This window comes from Bacteroidales bacterium (genome assembly GCA_031275285.1).
In the GTDB taxonomy this organism is placed as follows: Bacteria; Bacteroidota; Bacteroidia; order Bacteroidales; family UBA4181; genus JAIRLS01.
Genome location: JAISOY010000001.1, coordinates 80,476 through 97,916 on the forward strand (window position 1 = coordinate 80,476; position 17,441 = coordinate 97,916).

Annotated in this window: 18 protein-coding genes; 8 read left to right on the top strand and 10 right to left on the bottom strand. The window is 39.1% G+C overall.

The features are described from left to right. Positions 1 to 103 precede the first annotated feature (103 nt). From LBQ60_00375 to LBQ60_00385, 3 genes are all read right to left on the bottom strand, one after another. Positions 104 to 1,354 (bottom strand): relaxase/mobilization nuclease domain-containing protein, encoded by a 1,251-nt coding sequence (locus LBQ60_00375; protein MDR2036356.1) that lies wholly within the window; start codon positions 1,352 to 1,354, stop codon positions 104 to 106. Beyond that, a complete protein-coding gene (locus LBQ60_00380; GenBank protein ID MDR2036357.1) occupies positions 1,344 to 1,718 on the bottom strand; it encodes a MobC family plasmid mobilization relaxosome protein in 375 nt (124 codons plus the stop codon). Before LBQ60_00380 ends, LBQ60_00375 begins: the two co-directional genes overlap by 11 nt. 303 nt (positions 1,719 to 2,021) lie before the next feature. Then, positions 2,022 to 2,543 (bottom strand): DUF3408 domain-containing protein, encoded by a 522-nt coding sequence (locus LBQ60_00385; protein MDR2036358.1) that lies wholly within the window; start codon positions 2,541 to 2,543, stop codon positions 2,022 to 2,024. A 594-nt stretch (positions 2,544 to 3,137) separates the two neighbouring features. Here LBQ60_00385 and LBQ60_00390 point away from each other — a divergent pair. The 3 genes from LBQ60_00390 to LBQ60_00400 are packed head-to-tail and all read left to right on the top strand — an operon-like array spanning position 3,138 to position 4,092. Beyond that, complete coding sequence (locus tag LBQ60_00390; protein MDR2036359.1) at positions 3,138 to 3,449, top strand: helix-turn-helix domain-containing protein; 312 nt, start codon at positions 3,138 to 3,140, stop codon at positions 3,447 to 3,449. Further along, positions 3,446 to 3,745 carry a DUF3876 domain-containing protein gene (locus LBQ60_00395; GenBank protein ID MDR2036360.1) on the top strand — a complete coding sequence of 100 codons (300 nt, stop codon included), beginning with the start codon at positions 3,446 to 3,448 and terminating at the stop codon, positions 3,743 to 3,745. The genes LBQ60_00390 and LBQ60_00395 overlap by 4 nt, the downstream gene beginning before the upstream one ends. A gap of 47 nt (positions 3,746 to 3,792) precedes the next feature. Then, on the top strand, positions 3,793 to 4,092 hold the full coding sequence (locus tag LBQ60_00400; GenBank protein MDR2036361.1) for a helix-turn-helix domain-containing protein: 300 nt from the start codon (positions 3,793 to 3,795) through the stop codon (positions 4,090 to 4,092). A gap of 265 nt (positions 4,093 to 4,357) precedes the next feature. Here the strand turns inward: LBQ60_00400 and LBQ60_00405 are convergent, their stop codons facing one another. The 6 genes from LBQ60_00405 to LBQ60_00430 form a co-directional block, all read right to left on the bottom strand. Continuing rightward, positions 4,358 to 4,717: a protein-tyrosine kinase gene (locus tag LBQ60_00405; protein MDR2036362.1), complete on the bottom strand. Its 360-nt coding sequence runs from the start codon at positions 4,715 to 4,717 to the stop codon at positions 4,358 to 4,360. A 4-nt stretch (positions 4,718 to 4,721) separates the two neighbouring features. After that, positions 4,722 to 6,017 (bottom strand): site-specific integrase, encoded by a 1,296-nt coding sequence (locus LBQ60_00410; protein ID MDR2036363.1) that lies wholly within the window; start codon positions 6,015 to 6,017, stop codon positions 4,722 to 4,724. Between the two features lie 18 nt (positions 6,018 to 6,035). Continuing rightward, on the bottom strand, positions 6,036 to 7,271 hold the full coding sequence (locus LBQ60_00415; protein ID MDR2036364.1) for a site-specific integrase: 1,236 nt from the start codon (positions 7,269 to 7,271) through the stop codon (positions 6,036 to 6,038). A 530-nt stretch (positions 7,272 to 7,801) separates the two neighbouring features. Next, positions 7,802 to 8,077: a hypothetical protein gene (locus LBQ60_00420; GenBank protein MDR2036365.1), complete on the bottom strand. Its 276-nt coding sequence runs from the start codon at positions 8,075 to 8,077 to the stop codon at positions 7,802 to 7,804. A gap of 201 nt (positions 8,078 to 8,278) precedes the next feature. Next, entirely contained in the window at positions 8,279 to 9,550 is a 1,272-nt protein-coding gene (locus tag LBQ60_00425) for a DUF2851 family protein (protein MDR2036366.1), read from the bottom strand. Positions 9,551 to 9,626: 76 nt separating this feature from the next. Then, positions 9,627 to 10,418 carry a DUF3108 domain-containing protein gene (locus LBQ60_00430; GenBank protein ID MDR2036367.1) on the bottom strand — a complete coding sequence of 264 codons (792 nt, stop codon included), beginning with the start codon at positions 10,416 to 10,418 and terminating at the stop codon, positions 9,627 to 9,629. 188 nt (positions 10,419 to 10,606) lie between these two features. Between LBQ60_00430 and LBQ60_00435 the strand changes: the two genes are divergently transcribed. From LBQ60_00435 to LBQ60_00455, 5 genes are all read left to right on the top strand, one after another. Continuing rightward, a complete protein-coding gene (locus tag LBQ60_00435) occupies positions 10,607 to 11,881 on the top strand; it encodes a carboxypeptidase-like regulatory domain-containing protein (protein ID MDR2036368.1) in 1,275 nt (424 codons plus the stop codon). A gap of 64 nt (positions 11,882 to 11,945) precedes the next feature. Further along, positions 11,946 to 12,419, top strand: a complete 474-nt coding sequence (locus LBQ60_00440) for an RNA polymerase sigma-70 factor (protein ID MDR2036369.1) — start codon at positions 11,946 to 11,948, stop codon at positions 12,417 to 12,419. A 12-nt stretch (positions 12,420 to 12,431) separates the two neighbouring features. Further along, entirely contained in the window at positions 12,432 to 13,259 is an 828-nt protein-coding gene (locus LBQ60_00445) for a FecR family protein (GenBank protein ID MDR2036370.1), read from the top strand. 235 nt (positions 13,260 to 13,494) lie between these two features. Continuing rightward, positions 13,495 to 15,009: a carboxypeptidase-like regulatory domain-containing protein gene (locus LBQ60_00450; GenBank protein ID MDR2036371.1), complete on the top strand. Its 1,515-nt coding sequence runs from the start codon at positions 13,495 to 13,497 to the stop codon at positions 15,007 to 15,009. Between the two features lie 163 nt (positions 15,010 to 15,172). After that, positions 15,173 to 16,489 carry a UDP-glucose/GDP-mannose dehydrogenase family protein gene (locus LBQ60_00455; protein ID MDR2036372.1) on the top strand — a complete coding sequence of 439 codons (1,317 nt, stop codon included), beginning with the start codon at positions 15,173 to 15,175 and terminating at the stop codon, positions 16,487 to 16,489. 158 nt (positions 16,490 to 16,647) lie between these two features. Here LBQ60_00455 and LBQ60_00460 read toward each other — a convergent pair whose 3' ends face one another. Continuing rightward, positions 16,648 to 17,109 (bottom strand): hypothetical protein, encoded by a 462-nt coding sequence (locus LBQ60_00460; GenBank protein ID MDR2036373.1) that lies wholly within the window; start codon positions 17,107 to 17,109, stop codon positions 16,648 to 16,650. Between the last annotated feature and the right edge of the window lie 332 nt (positions 17,110 to 17,441).

A 17,441-nucleotide genomic window follows, 5' to 3' on the forward strand; every position in this document is an offset into this window, starting at 1 on the left:
GATTTTAAACGCAAATATATTGATTTTTATCGAAAGCTTCCATATTCAAAACCAGTAACTTTTCAACATATTACCAAAACACGTACTTTAAGCATGGCATTGTTTACCTCTTCTGCCCTCTATTTTTCTGCTGAACGACAGGCTGCTTACGTTTTTGTTCTTCCTTTGGAGGTTCTGGCAAACGTGGGTCGCTCCACGACTCCTTATATTCAGCATCTGCTTTATTCTCTTTCCACAAGTAAGGATTCGCATAGCTTCCCATACCCCACCATTTTACTTTGGCTTTGGTGATATATCCGTTCTCGATCAGAACCTTATCCCGGATACGCATTTCGTACTTGCCGTATTTGACAAATTCATCAGGATTGTCATAGCTGAGAAGCACTCGTTTCTTTTCATCATTGAGGAAAGCATAAGCCGAAAATTGTGTTTTCCCATCTTTAGCTGTCATGTTTTCAAGGAAGATATGACCTCCACTCATTAGTGTTTCCTGTTGCTTGTCACTCAATTCCACACCTTTGACAATAATATTCCGTTTGACCGCTTGCTCTCTTTCTTCGGCTTCCTGTTTCGCTTTTTGCTCTACTTGCTGCCGTAGATATACTTCTTCTATTCGCTTGTTTTCTTCCAAGAGATTCTTCTGAAACTCCTTTTTCAGATTCCCGAAGCTGTATTTTCTATCAATTTCGGAGCCTTTGAAAGCTACATTTTCGTATCGAAACGATACACCTTGAATCTCATTTGAGCCTCGCTTAAACTTATAATCTATCTCAACTCCATGTTTTTCAAGAGCAAATCTCAGGTCAGCAGGATTCTTACAATCGGGCAAAACCGACTTAATGGCATCGTGGATATAGTACTTAATCTTATCAGGATTCTTCAATTTTTCCCGCTTGACTTTCTCTTTATCCTTGCCATAAGTGAGCTGATATTTGTCTTTCAGCATCTTGCAAACCTTGATATTCCGCTTGTAATCGTGGTTCACGGAGATAAGTTTAAGGTCGTTGTTGATTCGGTTATAGACAATATGCAAGTGTGGATTCTCCGTGTTATGGTGGCGAACAATAATATATTGGGTGTTACCAATACCCATTTCCTGCATATATTCTTTGGCTAATTGCACCATAAAATCATCGGTCATTCTGTGTTTATCTTCTGGCGAAAAAGCAATCGGGATATGTCCGACAGGTTGTTTGACTTCCTTTCTGCCGGAGCGTTGCATGGCAAAGCTCCTAATAATATCTTCTTTGGTTGATGCCCATACACCTTCCGCTTCGAGCATGGTTGCTCCATCGTGCATCACATACGAAACACAACCCTTGAATGATTTCCCTTTGATATTCTTAGCGATCATGGAACAGGCTTTTGATTTTGTCAATAATTTCGATAAGAACTTCTGTTACCATATATAATCCTCTTTGATGAGCAAGTTTTGTAATCTGATTCAGATTGTTTGCCATACCTGAAAGTTTACGCATCAAGTCAAGTTCCTCTATCGTAAAACGAGATTTAACCCTCCCTTTGAGAGCCATTTCCCGTGCATATTGTGTTGCTTTCATTCCCAGTTTTTCGGCTTTCTCTTTCAATAAAGCATAGTCATCTTCGGTCAATTTCAGATTAATTGACCGGGCTAACTTGGTCTTTTCTTTTAAAGGGCGACCGAGTTTTGCTTTATGTTCTTCCTTGTTTTCGATAATATTTTGATTGAAAATATTCATTTAAGCCGAAGCGAAAGCGACCATCGGGAGATTGAGCGGGGACGTTCACACAACAGACTGCCGGAGTGACCATCGGGAGCGAAGTAGTCAGTTGTGAAGTGACCTTACCGGTTGCAACCATCGGGCGCATTAGGTCTGGTCACTGCCCCGCAGGGCAAGGTATGCACAGGAGGAACAAGAAAGAGCCGAAGGCGAATTTCGGGTTACCCGTGCGATTACCTTGCTACCGAACATTTCATGTTCCGTTAGAGAAGTAAGCCATAAATGATACAGGCTTACTCTTCAACTGGTAGAAGCTAAACATTAAAGCTTCTTCCATCCCTCGACATCTTCCCTGTAGATGTCCAGATGGTGGCGGGCAAGATTCTCAATAAAGCCCGACACGCTTCGCCCTCTGCCGCCCAAGCGGTGGACTATCTCATCAATCCGATCCCGAACTTCACGGCTGATAAAGACAGGTTTGCGGTCTTCAAGCTTGGGAACAGTTAGAAATGTTTGCCGATACTCTTCAAGCGATTCTTTGCGTTGCTTGGTGGTACTGCGTTTGGATACTACCGTTGGGATAGGCGGTTGTTCCACTTCGGTTGATACTCCCGCTTCGGTTTGCAGACTATCCATAGTCTCGTCCGCTTCGTCCTGTAGGATAGTTTCATCGGTGCTGATACCGTTACTGGTAACTTCTCTTTCAACCGCCTTTTGAAATACTTCCTCCAATTCCTTATTGGTTGGTTTTACAAATCCACCTTTCTCTTCTCCCGAAGTTGGCAACCAACCGTCGGGAATCTGTACTTTGCCTTTCCGGCTTTCTGTTTGCTTACTACTCATAGCATACTGTGTTTAGAAAATTATTACTATGGCTTCCCATGTTATGGGCAACCAATTATCGACAACAAATAAACGACTATTAATCAGCAGGCTGAACAGAATTGGTTTATATGAAATAATCCGCAATAACTTTCTACTTTGCTTACCCTGCAATTGGTTCAGACTGCACCGATTTTCCGATTTGATTGTGGTGTACCAATAATGCACTCTGATTTTTGAAAGTGGATTATATGAATTATAGAAACTTTGAAGCCACTCCCAGCCACAAGTACGCATATGGTTTCGAGCCATTGGGATATGAATTTTTCTGTTTTTCTTCGTATTGGACGAACGCAATTTTACAGGACTTCGAAGCCACTCTATGCCAAATCGGTGCCACATGCTGCCACCTGATTTAGAATCCATTGAATAGCGGACAATTCTGCTTTACTTCGTTGGCGAAACGGTGAAGACAGCACCGCCGGAAGAGGTGATACCGTAGAAAAATACTGTATCCGGTTACATACGAAACGGAATTCTTTCAGGTGCTAAACAGACACTGTAATTTTGAGCAAGAACAAAGAAAATTTGAATTATAAATTAAATAACAAGACTATGCAAATCATTAATGTTGATGCGGAAACATTCGAGGCGATGCTCTCGAAGTTCGAAGATTTTGCCAGCCGGATAGAGAAACTCTCCCGCTTGCATGGAGATAAGGATATGAAAGAGTGGTTGGACAATCAGGATGTATGTCAACTTCTGAATATCTCGAAACGGACACTTCAAACGCTTCGGGATAACGGAACACTGGCATATACCCAAATCAGCCATAAGACCTATTACAGACCGGAAGACGTTCTGCAGGTTGTTCCGGTAGTGGAGGAAAAACGAAAACAGGCAAAGTATAATGGGAAACAATTATGAGACCGGAAGAGGAATATCAATCAGGCTTCAATCACCTGTTTTCTTGGCAAGGCGGTTGGGAAAGTATAAATGGTAATCCCGATGTATATATTTTTCGGGATTATGACGGTAGTTACTATCTGCTTACATATAGCTATGACAGAGATTACGGACGTGGCAACTTCTCTTGTCATAGGATAGAGTCAGACGAAAACAGTTGCTATATCTGCATGGGGACAAAGCATTATCGCTTGACGGAAGAGAAATATCCATACGGATTATGTATTGGGGATTGGGGCAGCTATATGAAAAATTAGAATGAAACGAAAATCAAGTTTAACATAAAAAAGAAAGGAGTAACATTATGAGTAACCAGTTAATTACACGGGAGAACAATGAGAGGGTCAAGGGATTTTTTCTTACGCTCGAACGGATATCTGTCGCAGTAGAGAAATTATTTGCCTCTCGCAAACCAACCTTTGGCGGTGATAGTTTTTATTCGGACAAAGAATTGTCGAAGAAATTGAAAATAAGTCAGAGGAGTTTACAGGACTACAGAAATGAAGGACGAATTCCTTATATCAAGCTGGGAGGCAAAATCCTCTATCGCAGTTCGGATATTGAGAAATTGTTAGAAGATGGGTATCGGGACAAGCTCAGGTAGTCGCTCCATATAAGGGAAGTACGAATATTTTTCCCTTTTTCGACTGATAAACACCTCTTAACGGAAGGAGAATAAATAAGACAAGGCTATTTTGGTAAATACTCTTTTTCGTCCGGCGAAAAAGGAAGATTTGGCAAAATACCCGTAGGATTTAGCCTTGTCGTTTTATTTCCTTCTTTTTTCTTTGTGTTCAGATGAGAAAGGACAATGAAAAACGGCAGGCTTTAATGTAGATAGCCTGCCGTCCTCGTTTGAAAAAATCTGTTCAATTCAATATCGGATTTTGAATGTTCCTTATCAGTATTTCGGGGATTTCCGGTTTCGACAACTTTCTTGTCAGATACTTCCGAAAAGCTTCTGCATTCCTCGATTGAATACGAAACGAAAGAGCGATAGTCATTTCCAGATTATATTGTTCTACGAAATCGCCATTCTTATAATGATAAGTCTGGCAGACTTTGCTTTCATCCAATACTCCGGTTTTCAGGATGGCGCGAATGTTCGCATTTATTTTGCTAATAAAGCATTGGAACAAATCGGCAAGCTGATGCTGTGTCATCCAGATTTCAGTAAACTGAGGGATATGCACAAAACCATTCTCTATTTTAATTATGCTGTTTTCCATATATTTATTTGCTTTTGTCATTATTATCATCAGGCAATTTATATTTCTGACCGATGCAGTCGCTTAGTTTTTTCATATCCTTATTGATTTTCTTCCGTGTAAGTTTGGCATAAATCTGGGTCGTGCGGAAACATTTGTTTCCCATCATCTGACTGACGGTTTCCAACGGAACTCCCTTGGATAGAGTGATTAGGGTCGCAAAATTATGGCGACTTTGATGGTAGGTAATCCGCTTCTCTATGCCGCATAATTTGGCAACCTTATTCAGATTGACAGTCACACGAGGAAGCGTTACCATATTGAACAACTTGTCTCCTTTTCGTTCCGACTTATACTTCTCCATAATTTGTAAAGGAATATCCAGTAATGGAATATCACACCGGACACCGGTTTTCTGCCGATTGATGCGAATCCAAAGGCTGCCATTCTTACCTTTATGAATATTCTCCTCCGATAGATTACACATATCCGCATACGACAAACCAGTAAAAGTGGCGAAAATGAACATATCCCGTGAGTGGCATAAACGTTTGGATGCTACCGGAACATTCATGAATTTTTCCAATTCTTCCTGTGTCATGTGCCTGCGTTTACGGGGAGGCTGTTCCGGGATATAGGCTGCAAAAGGATTCTTGTGTAATGTTCCCTGACTAATTGCCCGTCGAATCATCTTGCGAAGAATTATGGTATAGCCGGATACCGTATGGGCGGTAAATCCTTGCTCGATGCGTAGAAAAGAATCGAACTTTTCGATAAATGACAGTTCCAACTGTCGCAATGGAATATCTTCTACACCGTAATGAACTTGTAAAAAACGCTCTGTCTGCTTATATACAGAGATATAGTTACGAAGAGATTCACCGGAACGGGTAACACCAACCTGTTTGGCATATTCCTCATTATGCTCCCTAAAGAGTTCCAACAGGTTTTCTCTTTTTCTCCCGATACCACTGACTGCATTTTTTACAAGCTCTGCCGTAATATATCCCTGCTCGTCCAGTATCTGCTTATAATACCGGTCAATCCTTTCTTTCAGTTGCCTAATCTGATGATTTGCTTCGGTGGCATGACGGCTTTTACCTTTCATACAATATGCTTTCGCATCCCACAAGGATGGATCTATATCTATTCCGGCTGAGAATTGAGCGATTTCGGTATTGATGGATATTCTTCCCATCAATGGACACATACCGTTTTTCTTTATCTTTTGGCGATTGATATAAAACAAGACTGCGAATGTGCTATAAGCGGTATTTGCCTGATTGCTCTTATTCTTGTTTCTATTATTGTTGGTCTTCATTGTATCCTCCTTTCCCGATTATAATGCTACATTATTATTCGCCAAATGAAACTTGCCGGACAGTCGTTTATTCAGTAGTTTCATGTCTTCGTCGATTTTCTCATTGTTTACCTGAGCATAGATACGGGTGGCTCTCCAATCAGTATGACCGAGCAATTCGCCTACCGTTTCCAGTGGAACTCCCTGTGAAAGAGTAACTATACTTGCGTAGCAATGTCTCGCCATATGAAAGGTAATCCGCTTACTTATAGAGCATTCATTGGCTATCCGTTTCAGATAAATATTGGTCTTACTGCAACTAATCATGGGGAATAGTTTGCCATCCTTCGCTAATCCCCGATATTTTTCGATTAATTTAATTGGAATTTCCAATAGTGGTATATGGCAGGGCGCACCGGTCTTCTTTCTTTTAAGATGCACCCACCGGATACCATCTTCGGCTGTAGATAGATTTTTCTCGGTCAGATTACGCATATCGCTGAATGCGATGCCGGTGAACGATGAAAACAAAAACATATCTCGGATAAAATTCAGGTTCGGACGGGATAGCTTTGCTTTTATCAGCGTTTGTAGTTCTTCTGTCGTCAGTGATTTGGGAACAATAGGCTGTGTGATATACTCATAGCCAAGAAACGGGTCATTGCGGAGTAATCCGTTATTGATTGCTATCTTTATGATTCTGCGCAACTGGCAAATTGTATTCACAATCGTTTGGGCAGCGAAGCGGAGTTCCACGCGCAGGTAATAATCATAATCGGCAACAAATGATGGGGTCAATGCCTGAAAAGACATATCGCTCACATTATATTTCTTTCGCATGAATCTTTTCAGGTGATTAAGAGAGATGCCATAACGTTTGTAGGTTTCCATGCATCGGTTTACGCCGACATTTTTCAGGAAATGCTCGTTATGCGCTTCGTAGTATTTGACAAGAGTATCCTGCTTGGATGCTATGCCTTGAAACGCATTTTTCACCTCTCCGGCAGATACGTTTTCTTTTTTCACCGACAAATCCCGATAGGCGGAATGAACAGCTACACAAATCTTGTTTAGGGATGCATTAATGGAGAGGGCGGTTTTGCTTTTTCCGGTAGCCCTGCCGGACTTGGTATCCCAAAGGGATACAGGAATACTCACTTTGGCACTGAACTGTACCATTGATTTACCAATGCGGATACGCCCCAGAACGGGAACGGTTCCGTCTGCTTTCTCCTCATTTCGTTTGAGGTAGAAATTTACTTTTACTTCTGTCATAATTAACTCTTTTACAGATTACAAAATTAACTGTTATAGAGCTAATCAATGTTACGCAAGAAATTGTGATTCAGTGAATAAAAACCCGGACTCAGGCTTATTTCTTACATAACAGAAGAACAAGACAAGAATCCTTCTTCTTTCATGGGAAAATCCGTAGTTTGAATGGTTGCTGCAATACAAAAACAGGTAACGCATTCGTAACGGAAAGTCTTCCGAAATACACAATATCTTGCTTTTTTACTGCTTGCAGCGGAGAGAAGATTAATGAAGTTCGCACCAATGGGTCAGCCATTTACGCCATTTTATCCGTTTTTGCTTTTTCGGTGCATAGTTTAGAAACGAGCGAAACACTTTGGTCGGTTTAGGTTTTCCGTTGTTTAAAATATCTCTTTTACCAAATAATTGACAGGAAAACCTTATTCCGGACCATATTTTTGGTCCGGAATAAGGAAATAGATACATCCTTACCTTATAATACCTTGTTATAAAACAAGGTATAGATAATAATGTAAAAGGTAGAATTTATTCTAGGCAAAATGATCCAACAGGCTTGGCATATTGGTCATATCAGCCCTTAATGTTTTATAAAACGACTTGATTTTTTTCGCCTCCGATTCTGATTTCGGAACATTCCTGTTCATCCTGGATATCAATTCGTTTCGTGTATGAGCTAATGCCCACATGGTTTCTTTCACCTGTTTGGGCTTAGTTTCCGGATGAAAATAACTAAAAGCAAAACACTCATTTAACAACTCACCGGTAAGAACATTGATGTTCTTCTTTAATATTCTTTTGCTTGCCATAGTCGTATGATTTATAGGTTATACATCATAACGATGTTTCACAAATATAATATTTTTCATTCAGATAACAAACAAAAACAGGAATGTTTTTAATTGTTAAAAATAAAAATACGGAAATAGCATTAAAATCTGATATAAAAGATGGTCATCCATGAATAACATGAATAATTAATCATAAAAATTCGCAATATTGCGAACATTTTAATCCAGGATATTCACTATCTTATTTCCCACGGCGCAATGCAAGCAACGCTTGGACATACAATACTCATTTTTAAGCTGTAATAAAGCTTGTGAAGTAAGTGCGGTAGGATTATCCACCCCTGATTCATGCCATAGGGTTAAGATCGTATTTTTTTCAGGAGGAAGATTTTGCAGAAGATCAATAGCACGGATACAAAAGTCTTCTTTGCTGCGAACTTTACCGTAGACAAATAGGAAAGGTATAACAGTATTGATCATGACGGAATGGAATGCTGTCTTTCCAAATGTCTTTTTCCGGTCAACCGCATCTTTTCCGAAAACGTAATGTGTATCCCAGTAACCGGAAGCCCGTATCGTGAACATTTCCTCTAATTGCCGGGTTGTATCCGACCCAATAATCCGTGAAAATAAATGATCGTTACGATGAATCAAATCAGCAAACTGGGCAATACGGACAGTGGGAAAGTTTACCGGACGCAACCGGAGAAATTTCCATAGATGAGATTCGATGGGTACCAATTGGTATTTATTCCGCAGGAAAAGATATTCATCCTGCAATCCGGTATAATAAGCATCCTCATATTTATCCTGTAGCATTCCTGCTTGTCCGAACAACAATGCTTCCAACTGATCCGGATGATCTTTATGTTTCAGCAAAAGATGGTATGGCAATGATTTTGCCAAAGTTTCAAAAGGCAGCCCGTTTAGACTGAACCCAAAATTACGGGCCAATCTCCGGTAAAAAGTTTCTTCCCAATTATTTCCTGTTGATGAATAAGTGCGTAGTATATCATTGGATTTTTGTTCCAGTCTTTCAATGGCCATCCTGTCCAGCCAGGCCATCCAGGTAAATTCATCGATAGATCCCAGTTTTTCTTTACAGGCAATGGTTTCTTTTTTTCCGGCAAGCTGAAGATAATTTTCATAATAACGATCATCAAAATGTAATTCCAGCACAGGCAACTTTTGTCCGTTTTCGGTATATACATCCGTATCATGTTGGTAAACCACATGCAAAATCACATTGTTGTATGCCGGATCATGATGATGTCCGTGTTTTTCCCAATCGGAAGAACAGATGTGTATTTCTACACAACCTGCCCATAAGGTAGTTCCTATCCTGATACGTGCATCTGAAAAATCAGGCCCGGCGTGGGTATTAGCTATTCCGGGATGAAGCACCTCTATTTTTTCACCCCCGATGGCTGTATGATCTTGCGTAAGGTATAACCGGTGCTTCCAGACATAGTGCAGAAAATCTTCCGTCATCGCTCATTCGTTTAAATAGTTTGTTCAAAGATAGAAAAATTGAAATAAACTGACGGAGAAAATCAAAATAAATTCGTCAATGTTTCAGCCCCTTTGTATCCCTTAAAATAGCCTTGACCGAACCTACCAGAATCTTCGCTTCAACCATGACCGGAATTTTATTTTTATCATCCGTCACCCAGATAATTGCATCCTCATCCCCTTTGAATAAAGTACCTTCCACCAATTGTATGGCACATTTGATACAATTGTATTTCTTTTTGTTCTTGGTCTTAATCTCCTCTTTTCCCAGATACCTGAGATGTAAATGATAAGCTTCACTATCCAGGATCATATTGATGGGTATCTTCTCTCCTACTTCAAAACGGCTAAAATCAATGCTCCTGAAATAATACACTGCCGACATGACATCAAACAGGCAGAATGTTAAGGGTAAAGTCCCGTTTACACCCGGTTTTTTTCGTTTCTGGACATAGGTATGAATCACACTGTCTTCATAATCAAACTTATAGTCTTCAAATGCCGTATAACTACCTTCAACCACATCCCGTTCATACCATAGCGGCATTTGGGTGTGAGGATCAATATATGACTGGTATCTCTCCCTGACTTTAAAAATCCAGTCATAGGATTTATAAGTAGTTCCAAATGCATATATGTGATATACCTCTCGTCCCTCATATTGTTTAGCAGTTACATTGAATTCAACTTCTCCTGCATTGAGCCAAATGAAGCCCCAATTGTAATAAGCATTGTAAGTAAGCACTTCGCCGGGCATAAAAGCTTTTTCATCGATATGGCACTGGGCACGTACAAAATAACAACTGCAAAAAGACAGAATTATATATATGACTATTTTTAGGTTCACTATTGGATATTATTATCTTGAATGTGGACGGATCAAAAATCATACAAAGAAAACAGATATCGCTGATCATCCTTCAGGTATCATACAATAATTTTTACTTTCCCTCAACAAAAATGCATTATTTCATAGGGTATTTTCATGCTGAACCATCATAGGTATGTCAAATAAACTTATCTAAAAATACAGACATGAATTCTCTTATCAAAAAAATAATCTTATGCGTATTGTTTTCCGGTCTTTTTTTCTCAGGAATGACAACCACTGCACAAGAAAATTATTTCACCATCAGCGGTGTTATAAAAGATGAGATCACGAAAAAACCAATTGAATACGCCACCATATCAGTAACTGGGTACAACATCGGGACCATATCCAATGAAGATGGTGATTTTTCACTAAAAATCCCTGCTTTCATCAGTAAAAAAACATTTATAGAATGCTCTCATATAGGTTATTATAGCATTCGCATTACTACCGATGGAAATGACGCTTCAGACCTGAAAATATTTCTCACTCCTTATACCGCACCTATCAATGAAGTAATAGTGCAGGGATGGGATGCCCAATACCTGATCCAGGAAGCCATTCGTAAAATCGGAGACAATTATAGTTCTTCGCCTACACGACTCACCGGTTTTTACAGGGAAACCATACAAAAAAAACATAACTATATCAACATTACCGAAGCTATTATTGATATATACAAAACAGCATATACCATGGGAGTTGACCGGGACCTTGTACAAATAATGAAAGGAAGGAAAATTCTAAGTCCCAGGAAATCGGACACTCTGGCTATTAATTTAATGGGTGGACCTAACCTGTCTGTTGCTCTGGATGTTGTCAAAGATCCTGATTTCATATTAAGTAAAGATGCTTCATTTTTCTTTTCATTTGAATTGGAAGGTACAACACAACTTAACGGACGCGATCAGTTCATCATATCTTTCGAACCAAAGGTCACACTACCTGATCACCTGCTGTATACGGGTACTTTTTACATTGATAAGGAAAATCTGGCATTTAGTCGTGCAGATATTGATCTTGATATGAGCGATAAAAATAAAGTAACCAGTATATTGTTGAAAAAGAAACCGATCGGACTTCGTTTTAAGCCGAGCAAAGTATCTTACATAATTACTTATCGGGAACAAGATGGAAAAACTTATTTACATTACATTCGCAACAATTTTCAATTCAAATGTGACTGGAAAAGAAAATTGTTTTCCACCAATTATTCAATCGTAAGTGAAATGGTAGTAACCAATATTGATGAACAAAATGTATCTGTTATTCCCAAAAAGTCTGCTTTCCATACGAATCAGATATTAACCGATGAGATCATGAATTTTTATGATCAGAATTTCTGGGGTGCATACAATATCATAGAACCTACCGAGTCGCTGGATTTAGCAATTTCGCGGCTTAAGAAAAGGAAAGAAAACACCCAATCAACTAAATAACAACACTTTGAAAGAATTTTTGATCTATACAAAGATCCGTCATGGGGATATCCGGGCTTTCGAAATGCTTTTCAGGCAGTATTATGAAGCATTATGCCTGTATAGTAACCGGATAGTAGATGATATGAGTGTCTCTGAAGAGATTGTCCAGGAATTGTTCTATAAACTTTGGAAAGACCGCCATAGTATAAAAATAAGATTATCTGTAAAATCATACCTATATGGTGCTGTACGGAATCAATCGCTCCAATACCTGGAACATCTGAAAGTCCGGGAACAATACCACCGGGTAACTTTAGATATGGATATGAGTAATCCAACACCTCTGGATGTTCTGGAATACAATGAGCTAAAACGACAATATGAATCTGTACTGGAAAATCTTCCGAAACGCAGGCGGGAAATTTTCCAGATGAGCCGTATCGAAGGAAAAAGTTATGAACAAATAGCCAGGGAATTATCATTATCGGTTAAAACGATAGAAGCCGAAATAAGCAAAACACTCCAAACATTGAGAAAAAATATAAAAAACATATAAAATGTTAAGAAGATGAAGATCAATACAGATAAAGCCTGGGATAAAGTATACACAAGAATAAAAGAAGAGCAGTTGCTCGTTCCCGAACATGATCAAAAAATACGTATATTAGCCTTTACCAGGAAATGGGTGGCAGGCATTGCCGTTTTGTGTATCTGTGGTATGGTTATAGCTTATTTTATCATATCCAAAGAAAAAGAAAATACCTGGTTGACTGTACAAAATCAGGATATTTTGAACACATTGGTGAATACCCTGGAAGACGGATCTATCGTCTTCCTCAAAAAAGGCTCCACACTTTCATATCCGAAACACTTCACCGGAGAAAAAAGAACTGTATCCTTCGAAGGCGAAGCCATGTTCGATATTTTTCCCGACCAGGAATCTCCTTTTTTGATTGAAACCAAACCAGTAACAGTTGAAGTATTAGGTACTACATTTGATATCATATCTAATGGAGAAGAATCGTTTAAATTATCTGTGCAAAACGGAACTGTAAAGATATCGCTAAAAAATTCAATGATAAACGCCATTGTCAAAGCAGGGGAATCGGTACAACTGGAATCAGGACAGCTACACAAAACAATATCCGGACACGAAATTTACGACCTGTATACCGAAAAAATGGATTTCAAAGATGAGTCATTGTCCAATATCATTAAAGTAATCAATCTGATTTGCGACAAACCTGTGGTTTTGAAAAATACAGATGTGGCTGAAAGGAAAATGACCATTAGCTTCTCTAACAATACACCATCGGATATGATTGAACTATTATGCATTGCAATGGGATTAAAATATAATGATGACGGGCATACTATATGGATTGATGCCGAATAGAACCCAAAACAATACCATAACAAAATCAAAATGCAGAAAAAGAATTAATTTTAAGCACTCTGTGCTATTTATTGTTTTCTTAAATCGCATTGATCAAGTTGATTACGCTCAGAAAGTGTAACATTAATTGTTTTATATTACATATATTTGTAGAATATAGGATGTGCCTCGGACAAGCTCAAGCAAGCTTGGCTTGCCTTCTCGGCTTTCACTATATTTGATATAAACGGGAAATATGATGTTCGGAAAGGTATGGATGTGTATTGGGCTATTGTTTATTCTTCCTTTAAATGCACAGGATAATGATATCCTAAACAAGGAATTATATATCCCCAAGCTAAAAGGCAGCACTTATGAGGTATTAAAAAAAATCTCCGATCTCTCCGGGTACCTGTTTATGTATGATAGCGAAGTCGTAAATAACGAACGAAATATTAAAATCCCCGCCGGAGATTATTCACTCAAAGATATCATTTTACAAGTAACAGATTTTGAGATACAGATAAAAGTCATTGACCGGCATATTCTGCTCCATAAATCATCTGATCAAAATCAGCATACTGAAAGGAATAAAAGTCATCTGATACTTGAAGGAATTGTTAAAGACAAGGAAAATAATGAACCTATCCCATATTGTTCGGTGAACATATCGGAAAACGGAATGGGAACTGTGACCAACCAAAATGGGGCATTTATATTAAAACTACCTGATTCCCTAAAGAATACAAGTGTCCGGATTTCGCATATCGGGTATGAATCCCAAAACATTCCGGCTGATTTATTCATGGACCATACAATTGATATTTATTTGAATGCCCAAGCCATTGCACTGGAAAGTGTCATCATCAACTATATCGATCCGCAAAAAATATTGAAGGATATGATGGAAAATCGTTCCCGTAATTATCCATCCAGACCATTCTATACAACCAGTTTTTACAGAGAAGGGATCAACCGGAAAAAAGGATTTTGCAGTCTTTCCGAAGGAGTATTCCGTATTTATAAAACAGGATACAACTCTACATCAAAAGAACAGGTAAAACTGATGAAAATGCGTAAAATTTCCGATGCCCGGAAACAGGATACAGTAATCATGAAAATGAAAGCCGGAGTTAGTGCTATCCTGATGTTGGATGTTGTAAAAGACATACCCGATTTTCTGGAAATTGACGGAAACATGTTTGATTACAGAAAAACCGGCATAGAAACCATGAATGAACACCGGACCCATGTGATCACATTCGAACAAAAACCGGAAATAAGAGGTCCTTTGTATAAAGGTTCGCTGTATATAGACGAAAAAAGCTATGCACTCATACATACTCATTTTCAGATCAACCCTGCCTATATTGAACAAGCCAATTCGCTACTGGTTGCCAATAAAGGCCGTAATGTGAATATTTCTGTACAATCTGCGGAGTATTCCGTTTCATATCGCTTATGGAACAGCAAATATTACATCAATCATATACGTGGGGATCTGCACTTTAAGGTGAAGTTAAAAAAAATATTCTCTGTCCCATCTCTCATCCATACTTATTTCGAAATGGTTACCTGTGCCATAGATACGCTAAACGTCAAAAAAATTCCTTTCAAAGAAGTACAACCCGCACACAAAGTCTTTTCGGAAACCCATTATGTGTATGATGCCGGATTCTGGGAGAATTTCAATATGATTTTACCCGAAGAAAAACTAAGTGATGCTATTTCCCGCATCACTTCAAAAATTGAAGAAAAAATAGAATTCTAATAAAGTTACTGAAACAGACATTTAAAAGACTACTCATCAAAATTTCTTAACCGGACAAATAAAAACAGGCTTTATTTTGATATATCGAACAAACAAAAACTGATGAATTCCGTATACTTGCAATAAAATTGATATCATACTCTCTAAATTATAATCGTTTTATATGAAAGTTGCTATTGTAGGAACTGGCTATGTCGGATTAGTCACCGGTACTTGTTTTGCTGAGGTAGGTCTGGATGTAACATGTATAGATGTTGATCAGAAAAAAATCGATAATCTGAACAAGGGTATCACTCCCATATATGAACCCGGATTGGAAGAAATGGTCCTGAAAAATATGCAGGTTGGACGTTTGCACTTTGGAACAGAATTAAGCGCCTGCATGGAAGACATGGAAGTAGTTTTCATTGCGGTGGGGACTCCTCCCGATGAAGACGGAAGTGCCGATCTCAAATATGTATTGGATGTTGCCCGGACCATTGGAGCAAACTTGAATAAATATGTCTTAGCCGTCACCAAAAGTACGGTTCCGGTAGGCACCGCAAAAAAAGTACGTCAGGCCATTCAGGGAGAACTTGACAAAAGAAAGGTGGATATTCAATTTGATGTAGCGTCAAACCCGGAATTTCTGAAGGAAGGAGCTGCCATCCGTGATTTTATGTACCCGGAAAGAGTGGTACTGGGTGTGGAATCCGAAAAAGCAGAAAACATCCTGAAAAAACTATATCGCCCTTTTCTATTGAATAACTTTCCGGTAATTTTTATGGATGTCCCATCCGCAGAAATGACTAAGTATGCAGCCAATGCCATGTTGGCCACCCGCATTAGTTTTATGAATGATATCGCCAACCTGTGTGAAATCATGGGGGCAGATGTCAATATGGTCCGTAAGGGTATCGGTTCGGATAGCCGCATCGGTTCGAAATTCCTGTATGCCGGATGCGGATATGGAGGCTCCTGTTTCCCGAAAGATGTAAAAGCACTGATAAAGACGGCCAAAGAAAATGGGTATCGCATGAAGGTCATTGAAGCGGTAGAAGAAGTAAACGAAGCCCAGAAAGAAATTCTTTTCCAAAAGCTATCGGATCATTACCAGGGCAACCTGAAAAACAAAACGGTAGCCATCTGGGGATTATCATTCAAGCCTGAAACAGACGATATGCGGGAAGCTCCGGCAATCAGCCTGATCGATAGATTAATCAAGGCAGGTGTAAAAGTCAAAGCATATGATCCGGTGGCTATGGATGAAGCCAGGATCAGGATCAAAGATCCTGTTACTTACTGCAAAGATAAATATGAAGCAACCATAGATGCCGACGCATTACTGTTGGTTACTGAATGGACTGAATTCCGGCTTCCTGCCTGGCCGGTAGTAAAGAAAACAATGTCTCAACCATTCATTATTGACGGAAGAAATATTTATGATAAAAATGAATTAAAGGAGAGTGGATTTGAATATGTATGCATAGGGAAAAAATAATTTTTCCTATACAACAAAATAAGTAATCGTTCAAAATAATTCTAAATTATTTATGGTGAGTAAAGAACAAGACTTACCTTCTCAACGAATAGTCTCACGTTCATCCGGAAAATGGGCATTGAACCCGGAACTTTGAACTTTGAACTTTTTCAACCCGCCTATTGATGTAAAATCGCTCCCGTACCGTTGAAAATCCGGGTTAAAGGAATAAGTGTAACCGCACCGGTCAGGCCCGAAGGAGATATATCCCAGTTATCAAAACGAATATCCTTATAAAAAACACTGACAAAGTTAATGTCTTTAAAAATACGCCAGTTAACCCCTCTCCTGTCATAATCCCGGATGAGATTGGCAGGGAGGTTGGTTACTTCAATTTCCAGTAAATTTTTTCCCGGGTTCAAATGTTGGCCAATCTGTATCGTATATGGCAATGACCAAACGATCCCCACATCTTTTCCGTTCACATATACCCGTGCACTTTCACAAAGGTTTCCGAGATCAAGCAACCATTCTTCGGCGTTCCCTGTCAATTCAAATTCGATGCTATACTTCCCGGTTCCCGCATATATCCCGGCACTGTCATGAGGTAACTCCGTCCACGAGATGGGATACCCTTCCATTGTATATATTCCCGGGATGTCCGGAATTCCTTCTGTAAAACTGAATGACCAGTTTCCAGCAATAGTATATGGAGTACCTTCTTTATAAAATAAACTTCTAAGCAGAAAGTAAAATTAAGCAGAGTGTAGCGAATTAGCTGAACCAGCGTTCGTTACACTCTGTTTTGCTTTGTATTGCAAAAGGCAGAAAAGCATATTTAGGCAGAACACAGCAGTAGTTTCGTTACTATCCCATTACTTGAATAGTGATGCAAATTCTTTGCTAATAGGTTTTTATTCAGTGGTTTGCGTAGTTTTGCATAGCGTCAGATAACTCAATGATAACTAATTTT

Bases quoted from the DNA above. Each gene is read 5' to 3' on its own strand.
- LBQ60_00450 (MDR2036371.1), top strand. From the start codon at position 13,495: ATGATGTTCGGAAAGGTATGGATGTGTATTGGGCTATTGTTTATTCTT.
- LBQ60_00395 (MDR2036360.1), top strand. From the start codon at position 3,446: ATGAGACCGGAAGAGGAATATCAATCAGGCTTCAATCACCTGTTTTCT.
- LBQ60_00400 (MDR2036361.1), top strand. From the start codon at position 3,793: ATGAGTAACCAGTTAATTACACGGGAGAACAATGAGAGGGTCAAGGGA.
- LBQ60_00380 (MDR2036357.1), bottom strand. From the start codon at position 1,718: ATGAATATTTTCAATCAAAATATTATCGAAAACAAGGAAGAACATAAA.
- LBQ60_00445 (MDR2036370.1), top strand. From the start codon at position 12,432: ATGAAGATCAATACAGATAAAGCCTGGGATAAAGTATACACAAGAATA.
- LBQ60_00390 (MDR2036359.1), top strand. From the start codon at position 3,138: ATGCAAATCATTAATGTTGATGCGGAAACATTCGAGGCGATGCTCTCG.
- LBQ60_00405 (MDR2036362.1), bottom strand. From the start codon at position 4,717: ATGGAAAACAGCATAATTAAAATAGAGAATGGTTTTGTGCATATCCCT.
- LBQ60_00435 (MDR2036368.1), top strand. From the start codon at position 10,607: ATGAATTCTCTTATCAAAAAAATAATCTTATGCGTATTGTTTTCCGGT.
- LBQ60_00420 (MDR2036365.1), bottom strand. From the start codon at position 8,077: ATGGCAAGCAAAAGAATATTAAAGAAGAACATCAATGTTCTTACCGGT.
- LBQ60_00460 (MDR2036373.1), bottom strand. From the start codon at position 17,109: ATGGAAGGGTATCCCATCTCGTGGACGGAGTTACCTCATGACAGTGCC.
- LBQ60_00375 (MDR2036356.1), bottom strand. From the start codon at position 1,354: ATGATCGCTAAGAATATCAAAGGGAAATCATTCAAGGGTTGTGTTTCG.
- LBQ60_00415 (MDR2036364.1), bottom strand. From the start codon at position 7,271: ATGACAGAAGTAAAAGTAAATTTCTACCTCAAACGAAATGAGGAGAAA.
- LBQ60_00455 (MDR2036372.1), top strand. From the start codon at position 15,173: ATGAAAGTTGCTATTGTAGGAACTGGCTATGTCGGATTAGTCACCGGT.
- LBQ60_00385 (MDR2036358.1), bottom strand. From the start codon at position 2,543: ATGAGTAGTAAGCAAACAGAAAGCCGGAAAGGCAAAGTACAGATTCCC.
- LBQ60_00440 (MDR2036369.1), top strand. From the start codon at position 11,946: ATGCTTTTCAGGCAGTATTATGAAGCATTATGCCTGTATAGTAACCGG.
- LBQ60_00410 (MDR2036363.1), bottom strand. From the start codon at position 6,017: ATGAAGACCAACAATAATAGAAACAAGAATAAGAGCAATCAGGCAAAT.
- LBQ60_00425 (MDR2036366.1), bottom strand. From the start codon at position 9,550: ATGACGGAAGATTTTCTGCACTATGTCTGGAAGCACCGGTTATACCTT.